Here is a 17036-nt window from a genome sequence, read left to right on the forward strand (position 1 = left end):
GCAACTCAGGCGAACTCGGGGGCCGAGGTCGCCGGTCCGCCCAGTGCGTCGCGCCGTTCCGGCATCTTCAGTGACACCATCCGGCGCCACCCCGCGATCCGTTCGTACGCGTACACCGCGTGGATGCCCGCCGCCAGCACCGCCGACTTGGCCCTCGACCAGCCGAGGATGCGGCCCATGTGGGCCATGACGGCGAGGCTGACGTCCCGGTAGATCCGGATCTCGGCGAGGGCGCACTCGCGCAGCGTCCGCTGGATGGCCCGGCCGTGCCCGGCGGCCGCGAAGCGCAGCAGTTCCTCGTGGCAGTAGGCGAGGTGGTTGTCCTCGTCGTTGGAGATCATCTTGACCGCGCGACCGATGTCGGGGTGGTCGGCGAAGTGCTTGCGCAGCAGCTCCATCTGCTCCGAGGCGCGCTGCTCGGTGACCCGGCTGTGCGACAGGTAGGTGACGATGTCCTGGACGGTGAGCGGCTCGTCGCTCTTGAGCTTCTCGTGGGCGAGACCGATGCCGTGCTTCTCCAGCAGCATCGTGTAGTCCGTCTCGGGCGGGACCGGGACGGGTTCGAGGTCGCGTTTCTTCATCAGGGCGTTGAAGATCCGCCCGTGCTTGTCCTCGTCCGCGCCGTGCCGGGTGATCTTGGGGGCCAGTGCGCGCTCGGCCTCGGGGACGAGCGCGGCGATGCGGGCGTTCTCCCAGCCGCCCTGTGACTCCCCGCTGGCCGCGACGGAGCAGAACAGGCGGAAGGACTCGTCGTTGTCGAGGATCTCTTCGAACAGACTCTTGGCCGAAAGCATCGTGGGCACCTCTCTGCCGGGCTCTCCGCAGGATTCCGCAAAGAACGAGTCAAATGCGGCGCGAGGGGTGCTGCAACAGCTGTGTCGGACAACTCCGCCGAAAGGAGGACCCTCAAGGGCGTGTGGCGGCGTAACCGCGCGGGCTCGGGCGCGTTGTTCCGCGTGACGGCCGTGGCGGGGTGGACCCCCGAGCCCCCACCACGGCCGCGGAAACCTCCGGCGGTCGAGCCTGTGCGCGGAACCGGGTGTTACGCGAGCCCGGCGCGTTCCAGGGCCTGCGTGCCGGCGCGGAGCGAGGCGATCCGCTCGTCGAGCGTGAATCCCGCCGGGGCGAGGGTGAGGGTGGTGACACCGACCTCGGCGTAGGCCTTCATCCGGTCCGCGATCCGGTCGACCGAGCCCAGCAGCGTCGTCTTGTCGATCAGGTCGTGCGGTACGGCTGCCGCGGCGCCCTGCTTGTCGCCGGAGAGGTACTTGTCCTGGATCTGAGCGGCTTCCTTCTCGTAGCCCATGCGCTGGGCCAACTGGTTGTAGAAGTTCTGCTTGCGGCTGCCCATGCCGCCGACGTACAGCGCGGTGTACGGGCGGAAGGTGTCGGCGAGGGTGGTCACGTCCTTGTCGTCGCCTACGGCGACGGGCAGGGTCGGGCAGATGTCGAAGCCGTCGAGGGTCTTGCCCGCCTTTTCGCGGCCGGCGCGCAGGTACTTGATCGCCGTGTCCTCGATGTGGTCGGCGGAGGGGAAGATCAGCAGGGCGCCGTCCGCGATCTCGCCGGTCTGTTCGAGGTTCTTCGGGCCGATGGCGGCGATGTAGAGCGGGATGTGCTCACGCTGGGGGTGCACGGTGAGCTTGATGGGCTTGCCGGGGCCGCCGGGGAGGGGCAGGGTCCAGTGCTCGCCCTCGTAGGAGAGCCGTTCGCGGGTCATCGCCTTGCGGATGATCTCGACGTACTCGCGGGTGCGGGAGAGGGGCTTGTCGAACTTGACGCCGTACCAGCCTTCGGAGACCTGGGGGCCGGAGACGCCGAGGCCGAGGCGGAAGCGGCCGCCGGAGAGGGAATCGAGGGTGGCGGCGGTCATCGCGGTCATGGCCGGCTGGCGGGCCGGGATCTGGAAGATGGCCGAGCCCACGTCGATGCGCTCGGTCTTGGCGGCGACCCAGGTGAGTACGGTGGCCGCGTCGGAGCCGTAGGCTTCGGCGGCCCAGCAGACGGCGTAGCCGAGCCGGTCGGCCTCCTGGGCGACGGCGAGATTGTCCGCGTCCATGCCGGCGCCCCAGTAGCCGAGGTTGATCCCGAGCTGCATGCCGAATCCCCTTACCGATCAGTAACGTCTCTTGGGAGAGACCTTAGCGTGTCCGGAACGACCTCCGGCGATGAGGAAACTGGTTATCCACAGGCCCCCACACCGCAGGTTCTGGCCAGTAATCTCGGCGTTCATGGAGCAGAGGCATCTCGGCCGCACCGGCCTGCGTGTGTCACGGATCGGGCTCGGCACCCTCACCTGGGGTCGGGACACCGACGAGCACGACGCCGCGGACCTCTTGAAAACGTTCTGGGAAGCGGGCGGGACCCTCGTCGACACGGCGGACGTGTACGGCGACGGAGAGGCCGAGTATCTGCTCGGACGCCTCATAGAGGGCCTGGTACCGCGTCGGGACCTGGTCATCTCGACCAAGGCCGGCAGTGTGCCCGACCCGGATCGGCGGTTCGACGGCTCGCGCGGCCATCTGCTCTCCGCGCTGGACGCCTCGCTGGCCCGGCTCGGCACGGACTACGTCGACGTGTGGCACGTCCACGCCTTCGACCCGGACACCCCGTTGGAGGAGACCCTGCACGCGCTCGACCTGGCGGTCGGCAGCGGGCGGGCCCGGTACGCGGGCGTCTCCAACTTCTGCGGCTGGCAGCTCGCCAAGGCCGCTACCTGGCAGCTCGCGGCGCCGGGCACGCGGACCCGGCTCGCGAGTACGCAGATGGAGTACTCGCTGCTCCAGCGTGGTGTCGAGCGCGAGGTGCTGCCGGCCGCGATGGACTCCGGGATCGGCATGCTCCCCTCGTCCCCGCTGGGCCGCGGGGTGCTCACGGGCAAGTACCGGCACTCCACGCCCGCCGACTCGCGAGGCGCCTCGGAGCATCTGGCGCCCTTCGTCGCGCCCTACCTCGACGACACCGCGAGCCGCATCGTGGACGCCGTGACGACGGCGGCGGACGGGCTCGCGGTGACGCCGCTCCAGGTGGCCCTCGCCTGGGTCCGCGACCGGCCGGGCGTGGCCGCGCCGATCGTCGGCTCGCGCAACGCGCAGCAGCTCACGGCGGCGTTGTCAGTAGAGGCCCTTAGTCTTCCTGACGAGATCTGCCGGGCGCTCGACGATGTGTCTGCGCCCGTGCACCGCTATCCCGATCACGACTGGAGCACGCTGTGAGCACGGAGCCGGGGCCCGCTGAAGACGCTGTGGACGCCGAGCCGGGGACGCCGGGCGACGCCGAGGATGGCGGTGGTCCGCAGGCCGACGCCCCCGACAGTGGTGACACCGCTGAGGGCGGCACCGGGCCAGACGCCGAAACCGGCAAGGACGCGGCTCGGTTGTCCGAGGCCGAGGCCGAGTTGGCCGCTCAGCGGCTGGAGCGGGAGCGGATCGAGAAGCGGAAGGCCGAGAAGCAACGCATCGCGAGCGGGACCAAGCTCAGTGGGACGGCCGCCGATCTTCTCGCCGCCGTACGGGCTGTGGAGAGCGGGGAGAAGCCCGTGGCCGCCGTCTTCCAGGAGCCCGAGCCCACGCCGCGCCGGACCGCGGCGGAGCCCAGGCCGCAGCCGGTGTCCGCCGGTGCCGCCGCCGTGGCCGCGGGCCCCGCGCCTCAGACCGTGGAGGCGGTGCGGCTCGTGCTGAGCGAGGGCGGGGCGCCGGAGGTGCTCGCGCCGCAAGTCGCCTCGCTTCTCGGCGAGGGTGCCGGTGAATCGCTGCGGTCGGATCCCTGGCAGTTGCTGCGGGTCGGCGGTGTGCGGCCCGAGCAGGCCGACGGGTTCGCGCGGGCGTTGCTCGGTGCGGAGTGCGGGCCGGACGACGAGCGGCGCGGGCGGGCGGTCACCGTCTGGCTGTTGGAGCAGGCGGCCCTCGCCGGGCACACGGCCCTGGAGATGTCTGCGCTCACCGCCGCGCTGGCCCAGCGGAGCGTGCCGGATCCCGACGCGGCCGTCCAGAGCGCTCTCGCCGAGGGTGACGCCCTGGCCTTCCAGGACGTTCTGGACCCGACCGCCCCGGAACCGGAGGGGGACGAGGAGCGGCCGGTTCGGGTTCTCGTGGGGCTGGAGCGGTACGCCCTCGCGGAGGAGAGCCTCGCCGACGGTCTGGCCCGGGTGATCAACTCCGTACCGAAGGAGGACGGTTCGGGCGCGGAGTGGGAGGGGACCGCCGCCTCGGCCGGGGGGTCCGCCGCCGAGCTGATCCGTGCGGTCGCCGGTCACGGTCTGGTTCTGCACACCGGCGGGGAGGCCTCGCTGGCGGAACCCGCGGCGTTGCTGGATGCGGCTCGTGGTCTCGGGTTGCGTGCCTGGGCCGCCGCCCACAGCCCGATCGGCCGTGAGCGCTTCGCGAGCCTGGTGGGCCGGGCCGACGCGCCGGACGCGCCCGAGCCGGCCGTCGCCACCGTCGCCGGGCTGCTGTCCGGCGCCGAGGGGCCGGGCCGGGACGCCGACGGCACGCTGGACCTCGACCTGCTCGTCGTCCTCGACGCGCCTCAGCTGGATGTGGAGACGGCGGCGCTGCTCGCGGAGTCGCTGCCGGACGGCGCCCGGCTGGTGCTGACCGGGGATCCGGCGGTGCTGTGGTCCGCCGGTCCCGGGCGGGTCTTCGCCGATCTGCTGGCGGCACGGGTCTGCCCGCAGGTCGCCTCCCGGCGGCCGGACCCCGGCCCGCTCGGCGAGCTGGTCTCCGGTATCGGCATCGGCGAGCTCCCTCAGGTCGAGGCACCCGGCAAGGAGGTCGTGATCGTGCCCGTGCGGGACGCGGGCGAGGCCGTGCACCGGACCGTGCAGCTGGTCGCGGACTCGGTGCCGCGGGCGATCGGCGTACCGGCGGAGGACACCCAGGTGATCACGCCGGGCCATGGCGGAGCGGTCGGCACGCGCGCGCTGAACACTGCCCTGAAGGAGCAGCTCAACTCTGGTCCCGGCCGCTTCGGCGGCTTCGACCCCGGCGACCGGATCGCCTACTCCCCCGCCCCGGGCCGTACGCTGCCGGGTCGCGTGGTGAAGGCCGACGCCGAGGGGCTGCACCTGTCGTGCGCCGGCGAGGCCGTCGTCGTACCGAAGGAGCGGGTGGAGCAGTCCGTGCGGCACGGGTGGGCGCTGACCGCGCACCAGGCGGTGGGCGGACGGTGGCCCGCGGTGGTCGTGGTGCTGCCCGGAGACGCCGCGCAGGCGCTCAGCCGGCCGTGGGTGTACACGGCGTTCGGGCGGGCGGAGCGGCATCTGTCCGTGGTTCATGGCGTGGAGCAGGCGCTGCCCCGGGCCGTGGCCGAGATCCCGGCCAAGCCCCGCACCACCCGCCTGCCCACGCTGCTCGCCCCGCAGGTCCCGGGCGCCACCGGCTGACCGGCGCGCCCTTCACGACGACGACGGCGGCGGTCCCGGAGGTTCAGACTCCGGGGCCGCCGCCGTGGTCGGTCTCATGCCCGGCGATCCGCGTCCAATGGCTCCAGGTCCTCGTCCTCGTCGAGGTTCGTGTCCACGTCCGTGTCGAGGTCGTCGTCCTCGTCCTCGTCGTCGCCGTCGTCGATCTCGTCGTCGAAGACCGCGCTGACGTCGAAGCGGCAGACCACCCGCTGGGGGTCGATCTGCTCGAAGGGTGCCTCCAGCCACTCACCGGGGTCGGCCGGTTCGTCCGCGGCCGTCACCCAGAGTGTGGAGTCGCCCTCCTCCAGGCCGAACTCCTTGTGCCGGGAGGCGATCTCGTCCGGTTCGAACTCGCCGAACAGGATGCCCATCGCCCCATGGACCGTGCCGGAGACCTCCGAGCCCGCCTCCGCCTCGTAGTCCGCCGCCTCGATCCGCTGGGCCTGAGCCAGCAGCCGCTGCGGTTCCACCACGGCGTAGTCACGACGGATCAGCACGCTCAGCGCGTTGGGTTCCTCGGGGCCCTTGTACGGCGGCAGCGAATCGTCCGCGCCGGGGATCTCGAAAGGCGTGACCTCGTCATAACGGTCGTAGAGCAGTTCGTCGTACACCTCCGCGGCCGCGGCCAGCTCGTTGAACGCCTCGTAGACGGCCGGGTCGTCCTCCCCCGACCGGCGTTCGACCGCGGCCAGGTGGCGGTCGAGCGCGGTCTTGACCGCCTCGGCGGCGGCGCGTACCTCGGCAGCGGTGGGCTGCGCAGCATCAGACATAGTGCAGACGCTATCCGTACAGGGGCTCTGCCCGCACAATAGATGCGATGCCGGAATACGAATTTGTCGACGTGTACGTACCGCGCGGGGTCTCCCGCAAGGACGCCACACGTCTGCTGACGGACCATGCCGAGTACGGACACTGGGAGTTGGACCGCCTGAGCCTGCTGCGCGACGGCAGCCGCAGGGTGCGGCTGCGTCGGCGGATCATCCGCCAGGTACGCGCCACGTGGTGAGCTGAGGCGACGCGAACGAAGCGGGCCCCACCGAGGCAGGGCCCGTTCAGTTGGTGCGCACCGCCAGGGGAAGTTTGCGGTGCTTTCAGTTGCTGTGCACGGATGGTGCGGGTGGTGCGGGTTTACGCCGAGGCGCGTGCCTTGCGGTAGAGCACCGTGCCCGCCAGCAGCGCCCCCGCGCCCACGGGGAGGGCGAGCCCCAGCGGCAGGTCACTGCCGGTGTCCGCGAGCTGCGCGGCACCCTGGGGCTGAATGACGGACTGGGCTCCCGGCTGGTTGCCGTGCGAGGAGCCGCCCGGCGTCTCCGCGCCCGGGGCGGGCGGCGTGTTCGGGGCACCGGGGCGGCCGGGCTCCACCGGATCCTCCGGGGTGTTCGGGTCGCCGGGGTCACCGGGCTGTCCAGGGTTCCCGGGGTCACCGGGGTTGCCGGGCTGGTCCGGGGTCCCGGGCGGCGTCGTACCGTCGCCGCCTCCCGGAGGCGTGCTGGGCTGCCCGCCGCCGGAACCGCCGCCGTTCGCGCAGTCGTTGTCCGTGGTGGTGTTGCCGACCCCGATGACACTGACATTGTTGCCGCAGACGTTCACCGGCACGTCGATGGGCACCTCGACGTGGTTGCCCGAGCCGACGCCCGGCGAGCCGTCGGTGTGACCGCCCGCGTGCGAGCCCCCCGAAGCCCCCGAACCCGCGGAGCCGCCGTATCCGCCGGAGTCGCCGTATCCGCCGGACGAGCCGCTGCCGCCGCTCTTGACTCCGGTGTTGACGCACTTGTTGCCCATCGCCGGATTGAGCACCCCGACGACGTTGACCGTGTTGCCGCAGACGTTCACCGGCGCGTTCACCGGCGCCTGCACCGTGTTGCCCGACAGCACGCCGGGCGAGTTCGAACTGGAGCCGCTCGCACCCGAGCCGGTTGCGTGGGCGGCGCTGCCCGCGGCGGCGATCACGCCGGTCGCGGCCGCCACGGTCATCAGGCCCTTGCGGGTGACCTGTCGCATATGCTGAATCCCTGCCTTCGACCTTGTCCCGAATTCTCTACAATTCTCGACGTCGGGAAAGAACCGTTCCGAAAGGCCGGTCGGCCCCGGAGCGCATGGCTCGCGCTCCGGGGCCGACGGGCTCAGCCTCTTATGAGGCGAGGCACAACGTCACTTGTTGATGCAGGTGTTGCCGAAGGCGGGGTTCAGCAGCCCGATCACGGAGACCGTGTTGCCACAGACGTTCACCGGGACGTGAACAGGCACCTGAAGAACGTTGCCGGACAGGACACCCGGAGAGTGCACGGCGGCACCCTGAGCACCCGCGTCGGCGGCGGCGACGCCCGCGCCCGCGAGAACCAGTCCACCGGTGGCAGCCGCAGCAGCGACGACCTTCTTGATCATTATTCCTCCTTGTTGGCAATGTGATCCCAAGTAGCGGATCACATCATCAGTAACGAGGAGGGAGTAATGGAGCTACGAGCTTATGGTCGCATTCACTCTTCCCAGGCAGTTCCGTACGTTCGAGCGAATACAGAAGTGTCGTTTCACTGAGGCAATTCAGGACGCATCGATGAACCGGTCCAGCACCCGCACGCCGAATTTGAGCCCGTCCACCGGCACCCGCTCGTCGACACCGTGGAACATGCCGGCGAAGTCCAGCTCCGGCGGCAGCTTGAGCGGTGCGAAGCCGAAGCCGCGGATGCCCAGCTCGTCGAAGGACTTGGCGTCCGTTCCGCCGGAGAGCATGTAGGGGATCGCCTTGGCGGCGGGGTCCTCGGCCAGCAGCGCGGACTGCATGGCCTCCACGAGCGCCCCGTCGAAGGTCGTCTCGACGGCCTTGTCGGCGTGCACGTCCTCGCGCCGCACCTTCGGCCCGAGGATCCGGTCGAGGTCGGCGAGGAACTCCTCCTCGTGCCCCGGCAGGAAACGCCCGTCGACGTGCGCGGTGGCCTCTCCCGGAATGACGTTGACCTTGTAGCCGGCGCCGAGCTGCGTGGGGTTGGCCGTGTTGCTCAGAGTCGCGCCGATGAGCTTGGCGATGCCGCCGAGCCGGGCGAGGGTCGACTCCATGTCCTCCGCGTCGAGCTCGGTGCCGAGCGCGTCGCCGAGTTCGTCGAGGAACGCCCGGGTGGTCTTGGTGACCCGCACCGGGAACTTGTGCCGGCCCACCCGCGCCACCGCCTCCGACAGTTCGGTGATCGCGTTGTCCCGGTGGATCATCGAGCCGTGCCCGGCGGTGCCGGCCACGGTCAGCTTCATCCAGTGCATGCCCTTCTCGGCTGTCTGGATCAGATAGAGCCGCCGCTGCTCGCTCACGGTGAACGAGAACCCGCCCACCTCGCTGATCGCCTCGGTGACGCCCTCGAAGAGGCCGGGGTGGTTGTCGACGAGGTGCCGCGCGCCGAACTTGCCGCCCGCCTCCTCGTCCGCCAGGAAGGCGAGGACGATGTCGCGGGGCGGCCTGCGCCCGCTGCGCAGCCGGTCACGGACGACCGCGAGGGTCATCGCGTCCATGTCCTTCATGTCGACGGCGCCACGCCCCCACACGCACCCGTCCGCGACCTCGCCGGAGAAGGGGTGGTGGGTCCAGTCGGTCGCGTTGGCGGGTACGACGTCGAGGTGGCCGTGGATCAGCAGCGCGGGCCGGGACGGGTCCTCGCCCTCGATGCGGGCCACCGTGGACGCGCGCCCCGGGTGCGACTCGAAGATCTGCGGCTCGAGCCCCACCTCGGCGAGCTTGGCGGCGACGTACTCGGCCGCCTTGCGCTCGCCCGGGCCCGAGTGGTCGCCGTAGTTGCTGGTGTCGATCTGGATCAGCTCGCGGCAGAGGTCCACGACCTCGTCCTCGCCGGTGACGTGCCTGGTCGTGTCCGTCTCGCTCACGCTGCTTCCTCCATGCCGTCGCTGCTGGTGGTTCCCTCATCCTGCCTCTCCCCCGGGCCGCATCCCAAGACCGGTCCCGGCCCGTCACACGCCGTTCACGGCCGGACGGGGGGTGATCGGCCACCTCCGGAAGCCTGGTAATGTTTTCCTTGCCGCCGCGGGGGAAACCCCGCACGGCAGACACCTTGTCCGGGTGGCGGAATGGCAGACGCGCTAGCTTGAGGTGCTAGTGCCCTTTATCGGGCGTGGGGGTTCAAGTCCCCCCTCGGACACACATCATGAGTGAGGGCCGTGACCGCGAGGTCACGGCCCTCACTCGTTGTGTGTGGGCCATCTCTCCCCGGCCCGAAGATCACCAGGTCACAGCCGGTCGACACCGCCCTGGCGCAGTCTCGAACGGCCTCCCCGAGTGGTCGGCAGAAGGGGCGGAGCCTAGCGTCGTACTAAAATTTCCGGCTTGTTACGGAACGGAGCTGGATCCGGACAACCCCAGGCAGACCTGCGGGCCCGCCAGCGCCCCGGAGGTTTCCGGGAACTGAGACGCGAGGACCCGATGGCAGCCATACACGAGAGCAGTGCTCTCGGTCTGCTCGATGAAGAGATCCGCGAGCGGTTCGGTGATACGGCACGTTTCTCCGGGGGGCCGGCCGCCTCTCCACGCACGCTCGTCGACGTCTTCGACGCGTCCGTACGGTCGTATCCGGACGAACTCGCCCTGGACGACGGCACTACACGGCTCACGTACCGCGCGCTGGCCGTCGAGGTGGAGAACCTGCGGCGCAGGCTCGCGACCGCCGGGGTAGGCCTCGGTGACCGGGTGGGTATTCGGGTGCCCTCCGGGACCAATGACCTCTACGTGGCCATCCTCGCCGTGCTGGCTGCGGGTGCCGCCTACGTTCCCGTGGACGCCGAGGACCCGGACGAGCGGGCCGAGTTGGTGTTCGGGGAGGCGGACGTGCGGGCCGTCGTCGGGGCCGGTCATGAACTCACCGTGCACGGCGCCTGCGAACTGCCCGCCGCCCGGCCCGGCATCGAGCACGACGCGTGGATCATCTTCACCTCCGGGTCCACCGGGAAACCCAAGGGCGTAGCCGTCAGCCATCGCAGCGCCGCCGCCTTCGTGGACGCCGAGGCCGCGCTGTTCCTGACCGAGGATCCGATCGGGCCCGGGGACCGGGTCATGGCGGGGCTGTCCGTCGCCTTCGACGCGTCCTGCGAGGAGATGTGGCTGGCCTGGCGGTACGGGGCCTGTCTGGTGCCCGTGCCGCGCTCGCAGGTCAGGAGCGGTGCCGATCTCGGGCCCTGGCTGGTCGAGCAGGAGATCACCGTCGTGTCGACCGTGCCCACGCTGGCCGCGCTCTGGGAGCCCGAGACCCTCAACGACGTACGGCTGCTGATCTTCGGCGGTGAGGCATGCCCGCCGGAGCTGGCGCAGCGGCTGGTGACCGAGGGGCGCGAGGTGTGGAACACCTACGGGCCCACCGAGGCGACCGTCGTGGCCTGTGCCTCGCTGATGACCGGCGAGGAGCCGATCCGGATCGGGCTGCCGCTGGACGGCTGGGAGCTGGCCGTCGTCGACGAGGCCGGGGAGCCCGTGCCGATGGGTGCCGACGGGCAGTTGGTGATCGGCGGGGTCGGGCTCGCGCGGTACCTCGACGCCGAGAAGGACGCGGAGAAGTACGCGCCGCTCAAGTCCCTGGGCTGGGAGCGGGCGTATCGCAGCGGTGACCTCGTCAAGGCGGAGCCCGAGGGGCTGGTGTTCCTCGGGCGGGCCGACGAGCAGATCAAGCTGGGCGGGCGGCGCATCGAGCTCGGTGAGGTGGACTCGGCGCTGCAGGCGCTGCCCGGTGTCGCCGGCGCCGCGGCAGCCGTACGGACCGCCCGCAGCGGCAATCAACTGCTCGTCGGTTACATCGTGACGCAGGAGGGCTGGGACCACGCGGCGGCCGTCGAGAAGCTGCGGGCGGAACTGCCCGCCGCGCTCGTTCCGTTGCTCGCGCCGGTCGACGAGCTGCCGACCCGGACCAGCGGCAAGGTGGACCGCAATGCCTTGCCCTGGCCGCTGAAGGAGCTGGAGAGCGCCGGTCCGGTCGAGCAGCTGTACGGCACCGAGGCGTGGCTCGCCGAGCAGTGGAGCGAGGTGCTCGGCATCCCCGTGACGAGTGCGCGGGACGACTTCTTCGCGATCGGCGGCAGCAGCCTGGCCGCCGCCCAGCTGACCACCAGGCTGCGCACCCGCTACCCGAGCGCCGCCGTCCTCGACATCTACCAGCAGCCCGTGCTGCGGAAGTTGGCCCGGCACCTGGAGGAGTCGGCGCAGGACGACGGTGCCGAACGTGTCGTCGCACCGGTTCCGGTACGCGCCCAGGTGATCCAGCTCCTGCTGATGATTCCGCTGTTCACCCTGATCGGGCTGCGCTGGACGGTGGCGCTCGCCGCTTTCGGGAACCTGCTCCCTGTCTACTCCTGGCTGCCGACCGCCCCTTGGTGGCTCGTCGCGGCCGGGGCGGTTCTCCTCTTCAGCCCGCCGGGGCGCCTCGCGATCGCCGCGGGCGGGGCGCGGCTGCTCCTTCGGAAGGTGCGGCCGGGACGGTACGCACGCGGCGGCAGCGTGCATCTGCGGCTGTGGACCGCCGAGCGGCTCGCCGAGTTCAGCGGGGCGGCCTCGCTGACCGGGTCGTGGCTGGAGCGGTACGCGCGGGCGCTGGGTGCCAAGGTCGGCCCTGACGTGGACCTGCACTCGCTGCCGCCGGTCACCGGCATGCTCAAGCTGGGGCGGGGCGCGGCCGTGGAGTCCGAGGTCGACCTGTCCGGGTACTGGCTGGACGGCGACCGGCTGGAGATCGGCCCGGTCAAGGTGGGCGCGCACGCCGTCGTCGGCACGCGCAGCATGCTCTTCCCGGGCGCCCGGGTCGGCAAGCGGGCGGAGGTGGCGCCGGGATCGGCGGTCACCGGTCAGATTCCGACCGGGCAGCGGTGGGCCGGCGCTCCCGCGGTCAAGCTCGGCAAGGCCAAGCGGAACTGGCCCAAGGAGCGGCCGGTGCGGAGCACGTACTGGCGTGCGCTGTACGGCGTGGCCGGCTTCGCGGTCAACGCCCTGCCGGTGCTCTCGGGCGGGGCCGCGCTCCTCGTGGCCCACCCCTTCATCACCCCGGACGTGACCGTGAGCGGGATCGCGCTCGCCCTCGTACCGGCGACGCTCGCCTTCGGGCTGACGTACGCCCTGCTGCTCCTGATCGCCGTACGACTGCTGAGCCTCGGCCTGCGCGAGGGCACGCATCCCACGCACAGCCGGATCGGCTGGAAGGCCTGGACGGTCACCCAGCTGATGGACCGCTCGCGCGAGGCCCTCTTCCCGCTGTACGCCGGGCTGGCCACGCCGGTGTGGCTGCGGCTGCTCGGGATGCGGATCGGCAAGGGCGCCGAGGTGTCGACCGTCCTCGCGCTGCCCAGCCTGACCACGGTCGGCGAGGGCGCGTTCCTGGCCGACGACACACTGACCGCGCCGTACGAGCTCGGCGGTGGCTGGATGCGGATCGGGCGCGCGGAGATCGGGCGACGGGCCTTCCTCGGGAACTCGGGGATGACCGCGCCGGGGCGGTCCGTGCCGGACGGCGGGCTCGTCGGGGTGCTGTCGGCGACGCCGAAGAAGGCGAAGAAGGGCAGCTCGTACCTGGGGCTGCCGCCGATGAAGCTGCCGCGCGCGGCGGCCGGCGGCGACCAGAGCCGGACCTACGATCCGCCGACGCGACTGCTGTGGGCGCGCGCTCTGGTGGAGCTGTGCCGGATCGTGCCGGTGTTCTGCTCGGCGGCGCTGGCCGTGCTGACGGTGGCCGCGCTGTGTGCGCTGGGCGCGTGGGCGCCGCTGCTGTCGGGGCTGGTGCTGCTCGGGGCGGGCGTCGCGGCCGGCCTGGTGTCGATCGTGGCGAAGTGGCTGCTCGTCGGGCGGCACCGCGGCGGGGAGCACCCGCTGTGGAGCGGTTTCGTGTGGCGCAACGAGCTGGCGGACACCTTCGTCGAGGTCGTGGCCGTGCCCTGGCTGGCCGGTTCGGTGCCGGGTACGCCGGTGATGACGGCGTGGCTGCGCGGGCTCGGGGCGCACATCGGCAAGGGCGTGTGGGTCGAGAGCTACTGGCTGCCGGAGACGGACCTGGTGACACTGCGGGACGGGGCGACGGTCAACCGGGGCTGTGTGCTCCAGACGCACCTCTTCCACGACCGGATCTTGCGGACGGATACTGTGGTCCTCCGTGAGGGCGCGACGCTGGGTCCTGGCGGAATCGTCCTGCCCGGCAGCACGGTCGGGGCCCGTACGACACTGGGTCCTGCGTCGCTGGTCATGGCCGCGGAGTCCGTTCCCGACGACACCCGCTGGCTGGGCAACCCGATCGAGTCATGGCGTTCCTGAGCGCGGCTCGAGGGTCGGGGCCTGTCCGGCGGATCAGGTCGCAGGACATCGGCGGCGCCTGATGAGCGCCGGTGAGCGGGGTCTGCGGCATGATCCGCCGGGCAGGCCCTCAGGACGTGCACCGGCACGACCTTCGAGCACAGCGCAGGGAGCAGACGCACCAGTGACCGTTCAGCAGGCAGTGGGTCCGGACCCGTACTTTCCGGCCAACGGCGATCCCCGTTATCGGGTGCACCGCTACGAACTCGCGCTGGACTACCGCCCGGGTCCGAACCGGCTGTCGGGGACGGCCCGGATCAACGCCATCGCGGGACGGTCGCCGCTCGCCGAGTTCCAGCTCAACCTGGCCGACTTCAAGGTCGGCCGGGTGCGTGTCGACGGCCGGCAGCCGCACTACACGCACCGGGGCGGCAAGCTGCGCATCCGCCCCGCGAAGCCGATCCGGGCGGGGGCCGCGTTCACGGTGGAGGTGTACTGGTCGGGCAACCCCAAGCCGGTCGCCAGCTCCTGGGGCGGGCTCGGCTGGGAGGAGCTGGAGGACGGGGCGCTGGTGGCGAGCCAGCCGATCGGGGCACCGTCCTGGTACCCGTGCAACGACCGGCCCGCCGACAAGGCCTCGTACCAGATCTCGATCACCACGCCGTCCGCGTACCAGGTGGTGGCGGGCGGGCGCCTGCTGACCCGTACGACGAAGGCTTCGACGACGACATGGGTGTACGAGCAGTCGGCGCCGACGTCCAGCTATCTGGTGGGGCTGTCGATCGGCAAGTACCAGACGGTGCTGCTGGGCGACCCGGGGCTCGGCGGCATACCGCAGCACGGGCACATTCCGGCGCACCTGCTCCCGGAGTTCTCGCGGGACTTCGCGCGGCAACCCGGGATGATGCATCTCTTCCAGCAGCTCTTCGGGCCGTACCCCTTCGACGAGTACGCCGTCGTGGTGACCGAGGAGGAGCTCGATGTCCCCGTCGAGGCCCAGGGCTTGTCGCTGTTCGGCGCCAACCACGTGGACGGGGCGCGGGGTTCGGAGCGGCTGGTGGCGCACGAGCTCGCGCACCAGTGGTTCGGCAACAGCGTGTCCATCGCGGACTGGCGGCACATCTGGCTGAACGAGGGGTTCGCGAAGTACGCCGAGTGGCTGTGGTCGGAGCGGTCGGGCGGGCGACCGGCCCAGCAGCACGCCGCCGCCGCGCACCGGTTGCTGTCCTCGCTCCCGCAGGATCTCCAGCTGGCCGACCCCGGGCGCAAGTCGATGTTCGACGACCGGCTCTACGAGCGCGGCGGACTGACCGTGCACGCGGTGCGGTGCGCGATGGGCGACGACGCGTTCTTCCGGATGCTGCGCGGATGGGCGGGGCTGCACCGGGGCGGTGCGGTGAGTACGGCGACGTTCACCGCGCATGTGGCCCGGTTCGCGGCCGAGCCGCTGGACGAGCTGTTCGAGGCGTGGGTGTACGGGACGGCGCTGCCGCCGCTGCCGATGGCCGAGACCCGGGCGGCCGTCTAGGCCCTGTCACAATGGCGGCCATGACCCGTCGTTCCTGCCCGTGCGGGCTGCCTCAGGCGTACGACCAGTGCTGCGGCCGGTACCTCCCCCAGTCTCGAACAAGCTCGACCGGGGGGACCCCCATCGGTGCGGCCGCCGCACCCACCCCGGAGGCGCTCATGCGGTCGCGGTACAGCGCCTTCGTGAAGGGGAACGCTCCGTATCTTCTGCGGACCTGGCATCCGCGGACACGGCCGGCGCGGCTCGACCTCGATCCGGGGATGCGGTGGACGGGGCTGGAGATCCTCGGGACGAGCGAGGGATCCGCGTTCCACGCGACGGGAACCGTGACCTTCCGGGCCTCGTTCCGGGGCGGGTCACTGCATGAGCGGAGCCGGTTCGAGCGGGTGGACGGGGCTTGGGCGTACGTGGACGGGGAGTTCCTCGACACGTAGCGCCATGCGGCTACGGCGCCAGGATGTCCAGCTCCTGGAGCGCTCCCACCGTGATCTCCCGGGTCAGCGCCTCCGCGCGAACCGCGTCGCCCCCGCGGACCGCCTCCGCCACCTGGACGTGGAGGGTGACGGCGGCCGGGTCGGGGTCCTCGAACATGACCTCGTGGTGGGTGCGGCCGGCCAGGACCTCCGCGACGACATCGCCGAGCCGGGCGAACATCTCGTTGCCGGAGGCGCAGAGGATGACCCGGTGGAAGGCGATGTCGTGGACGAGGTAGCCCTCCAGTTGGTGTCCGCGTGAGTGGGCCACCATGCCCAGGGCGCACTCGGTGAGTTCGGCACACTGGTCGGCGGTGGCGTACTTCGCGGCCAGGCCCGCGGCGACCGGTTCGATCGCGGAGCGCAGCACCGTGAGGGAGCGCAGTTGGCGCGGGCGGTCGGCGCCGGCCAGGCGCCATCGGATGACCTGGGGGTCGTAGACGTTCCACTCGGCCGTGGGACGCACCGTCACGCCCACGCGGCGGCGGGACTCGACGAGGTGCATGGACTCCAGGACCCGGACCGCCTCACGCATGACGGAGCGTGAGACGTCGAACCGCTGTGCCAGTTCGTCGGTGCGCAGAACGCTGCCCGGCGGGTACTCGCCCGCGGTGATCGCGGGGCCGAGGGTTTCCAGTACCCGGCCGTGCAGCCCCCGGCCCGATGTGCTCATGCACTCAGCGTACGCGGCAGATCACGGGAACAAAAAGTCAGACTTATTTGTGACTGGGGCTTGAATTCGTCTTACCTAATGGGTTTCAGTATGGCGACGTCAGATCTCGACGTCGTAGGTCGAGGAAGACAGCGAGGCAGTGATGCGTACCCCGCACGTCGTCGTGGTGATGGGCGTCGCCGGCACGGGCAAGACCACGATCGGTCCCCTGCTCGCCGCCCGGCTGGGCGTCCCGTACGCCGAGGGTGACGACTTCCACCCGCAGGCCAACATCGACAAGATGTCGGCCGGTATCCCGCTCGACGACGCGGACCGGTGGCCGTGGCTCGACGCCATCGGCGCCTGGGCGCACGGGCGGGCCGGGCTCGGCGGGGTGGTCAGCTGCTCGGCGCTGAAGCGGTCGTACCGTGACCGGCTCAGGGCCGCTGCTCCCGGGATCACGTTCGTGCACCTCACGGGCGACCGGAAGCTCATCGAGGACCGGATGGCGCACCGCCAGGGCCACTTCATGCCCACGGCGCTGCTGGACTCGCAGTTCGCCACGCTCCAGCCGCTCGGGGCGGACGAGGCCGGGATCGCCGTGGATGTCTCCGGCGGCCCGGAGGAGATCACCGAGCGAGCGGTGAAGGCGCTGAACTCCCTTCCCCGCGCGTCCCATTCCGACGCGCCCCTTCCCGACGCGCCCCAGTAACACCCCCCTAGTA

Annotated in this window: 14 protein-coding genes and 1 tRNA gene; 8 read left to right on the top strand and 7 right to left on the bottom strand. The window is 71.3% G+C overall.

The window, feature by feature from the left end; genetic code table 11:
• Positions 1–5: 5 nt before the first annotated feature.
• On the bottom strand, positions 6–794 hold the full coding sequence (locus Q4V64_RS10220; protein WP_124443492.1) for a ferritin-like domain-containing protein: 789 nt from the start codon (positions 792–794) through the stop codon (positions 6–8).
• A 248-nt stretch (positions 795–1042) separates the two neighbouring features.
• The gene (locus Q4V64_RS10225; RefSeq protein WP_124443491.1) at positions 1043–2098 is read right to left on the bottom strand and encodes an LLM class F420-dependent oxidoreductase; all 1056 of its coding nucleotides are present in this window, start codon (positions 2096–2098) and stop codon (positions 1043–1045) included.
• Between the two features lie 133 nt (positions 2099–2231).
• Between Q4V64_RS10225 and Q4V64_RS10230 the strand changes: the two genes are divergently transcribed.
• Positions 2232–3215, top strand: coding sequence for an aldo/keto reductase (locus tag Q4V64_RS10230; RefSeq protein ID WP_124443490.1), 984 nt, complete (start codon positions 2232–2234; stop codon positions 3213–3215).
• Complete coding sequence (locus Q4V64_RS10235; protein ID WP_124443489.1) at positions 3212–5383, top strand: helix-hairpin-helix domain-containing protein; 2172 nt, start codon at positions 3212–3214, stop codon at positions 5381–5383. Before Q4V64_RS10230 ends, Q4V64_RS10235 begins: the two co-directional genes overlap by 4 nt.
• Before the next feature lie 74 nt (positions 5384–5457).
• On the opposite strand, the gene Q4V64_RS10240 is transcribed toward Q4V64_RS10235, so the two are convergent.
• Complete coding sequence (locus Q4V64_RS10240; RefSeq protein WP_124443488.1) at positions 5458–6174, bottom strand: hypothetical protein; 717 nt, start codon at positions 6172–6174, stop codon at positions 5458–5460.
• A gap of 47 nt (positions 6175–6221) precedes the next feature.
• On the opposite strand from Q4V64_RS10240, the gene Q4V64_RS10245 reads away from it, so the two are divergent.
• Positions 6222–6410 carry a DUF5703 family protein gene (locus Q4V64_RS10245; protein WP_005485166.1) on the top strand — a complete coding sequence of 63 codons (189 nt, stop codon included), beginning with the start codon at positions 6222–6224 and terminating at the stop codon, positions 6408–6410.
• 122 nt (positions 6411–6532) lie between these two features.
• Here Q4V64_RS10245 and Q4V64_RS10250 read toward each other — a convergent pair whose 3' ends face one another.
• From Q4V64_RS10250 to Q4V64_RS10265, 3 genes are all read right to left on the bottom strand, one after another.
• On the bottom strand, positions 6533–7405 hold the full coding sequence (locus tag Q4V64_RS10250) for a chaplin (RefSeq protein WP_124443487.1): 873 nt from the start codon (positions 7403–7405) through the stop codon (positions 6533–6535).
• A gap of 150 nt (positions 7406–7555) precedes the next feature.
• On the bottom strand, positions 7556–7789 hold the full coding sequence (gene chpH, locus Q4V64_RS10260) for a chaplin ChpH (protein WP_124443486.1): 234 nt from the start codon (positions 7787–7789) through the stop codon (positions 7556–7558).
• Positions 7790–7945: 156 nt separating this feature from the next.
• Entirely contained in the window at positions 7946–9271 is a 1326-nt protein-coding gene (locus Q4V64_RS10265; protein WP_124443485.1) for a M20/M25/M40 family metallo-hydrolase, read from the bottom strand.
• A 187-nt stretch (positions 9272–9458) separates the two neighbouring features.
• Between Q4V64_RS10265 and Q4V64_RS10270 the strand changes: the two genes are divergently transcribed.
• The 4 genes from Q4V64_RS10270 to Q4V64_RS10285 all read left to right on the top strand — a co-directional run bounded on the left by Q4V64_RS10270 (position 9459) and on the right by Q4V64_RS10285 (position 15620).
• Positions 9459–9543, top strand: a tRNA-Leu gene (locus Q4V64_RS10270).
• 281 nt (positions 9544–9824) lie between these two features.
• Positions 9825–13679, top strand: coding sequence for a Pls/PosA family non-ribosomal peptide synthetase (locus Q4V64_RS10275; protein ID WP_124443484.1), 3855 nt, complete (start codon positions 9825–9827; stop codon positions 13677–13679).
• Positions 13680–13842: 163 nt separating this feature from the next.
• Positions 13843–15186: a M1 family metallopeptidase gene (locus Q4V64_RS10280; protein ID WP_124443483.1), complete on the top strand. Its 1344-nt coding sequence runs from the start codon at positions 13843–13845 to the stop codon at positions 15184–15186.
• A 20-nt stretch (positions 15187–15206) separates the two neighbouring features.
• The gene (locus Q4V64_RS10285; protein ID WP_172629461.1) at positions 15207–15620 is read left to right on the top strand and encodes a YchJ family metal-binding protein; all 414 of its coding nucleotides are present in this window, start codon (positions 15207–15209) and stop codon (positions 15618–15620) included.
• Positions 15621–15630: 10 nt separating this feature from the next.
• On the opposite strand, the gene Q4V64_RS10290 is transcribed toward Q4V64_RS10285, so the two are convergent.
• Complete coding sequence (locus Q4V64_RS10290; protein ID WP_124443481.1) at positions 15631–16332, bottom strand: FadR/GntR family transcriptional regulator; 702 nt, start codon at positions 16330–16332, stop codon at positions 15631–15633.
• A gap of 142 nt (positions 16333–16474) precedes the next feature.
• Here Q4V64_RS10290 and Q4V64_RS10295 point away from each other — a divergent pair, with 142 nt between their 5' ends.
• Positions 16475–17023, top strand: a complete 549-nt coding sequence (locus Q4V64_RS10295; RefSeq protein WP_172629460.1) for a gluconokinase — start codon at positions 16475–16477, stop codon at positions 17021–17023.
• The last annotated feature ends 13 nt before the right edge of the window (positions 17024–17036 follow it).

Source organism: Streptomyces sp. NL15-2K (genome assembly GCF_030551255.1).
Taxonomy (GTDB): domain Bacteria; phylum Actinomycetota; class Actinomycetes; order Streptomycetales; family Streptomycetaceae; genus Streptomyces.

Bases quoted from the DNA above. Each gene is read 5' to 3' on its own strand.
- Q4V64_RS10220 (WP_124443492.1), bottom strand. From the start codon at position 794: ATGCTTTCGGCCAAGAGTCTGTTCGAAGAGATCCTCGACAACGACGAG.
- Q4V64_RS10225 (WP_124443491.1), bottom strand. From the start codon at position 2,098: ATGCAGCTCGGGATCAACCTCGGCTACTGGGGCGCCGGCATGGACGCG.
- Q4V64_RS10230 (WP_124443490.1), top strand. From the start codon at position 2,232: ATGGAGCAGAGGCATCTCGGCCGCACCGGCCTGCGTGTGTCACGGATC.
- Q4V64_RS10240 (WP_124443488.1), bottom strand. From the start codon at position 6,174: ATGTCTGATGCTGCGCAGCCCACCGCTGCCGAGGTACGCGCCGCCGCC.
- Q4V64_RS10245 (WP_005485166.1), top strand. From the start codon at position 6,222: ATGCCGGAATACGAATTTGTCGACGTGTACGTACCGCGCGGGGTCTCC.
- Q4V64_RS10250 (WP_124443487.1), bottom strand. From the start codon at position 7,405: ATGCGACAGGTCACCCGCAAGGGCCTGATGACCGTGGCGGCCGCGACC.
- chpH (WP_124443486.1), bottom strand. From the start codon at position 7,789: ATGATCAAGAAGGTCGTCGCTGCTGCGGCTGCCACCGGTGGACTGGTT.
- Q4V64_RS10275 (WP_124443484.1), top strand. From the start codon at position 9,825: ATGGCAGCCATACACGAGAGCAGTGCTCTCGGTCTGCTCGATGAAGAG.
- Q4V64_RS10285 (WP_172629461.1), top strand. From the start codon at position 15,207: ATGACCCGTCGTTCCTGCCCGTGCGGGCTGCCTCAGGCGTACGACCAG.
- Q4V64_RS10290 (WP_124443481.1), bottom strand. From the start codon at position 16,332: ATGAGCACATCGGGCCGGGGGCTGCACGGCCGGGTACTGGAAACCCTC.
- Q4V64_RS10295 (WP_172629460.1), top strand. From the start codon at position 16,475: ATGCGTACCCCGCACGTCGTCGTGGTGATGGGCGTCGCCGGCACGGGC.